Source organism: Acinetobacter sp. NIOH-H-8, from assembly GCF_046635365.1.
Lineage (GTDB): Bacteria > Pseudomonadota > Gammaproteobacteria > Pseudomonadales > Moraxellaceae > Acinetobacter.
The window spans coordinates 1-254 of record NZ_JBHDVN010000403.1; the positions used below are offsets into that span (position 1 = coordinate 1).

General features: G+C 35.4%; 1 pseudogene. It reads left to right on the plus strand.

The features are described 5' to 3' along the window. Window positions 1–127, plus strand: a pseudogene (locus ACEWB7_RS18860) (transposase); the annotation flags it as partial. Between the last annotated feature and the right edge of the window lie 127 nt (window positions 128–254).

The following is a 254-nucleotide window of genomic DNA, read 5'->3' on the forward strand; positions in this document are numbered from 1 at the left end:
GAAGAAACATACGTTAAAAGCCCAAGTGATCTATCATCCGAAGAGCAAACAAATCATAGGAGTAGATATATCGTCTGGCAGTCAGCATGATATTAAATTGGCAAGAAAAACAGTTAAGAAATTCAAAAGACCTCTTGCGAAAGTAAAAACTGCCTCAATATAGATTTCATGAAATATCAGAAATTAAATCGTTTTTCAGATTCTGAATTCCAGCGCTTGGTTGGTGTACCTCGAGCAGTTTTTAGTGAAATGGT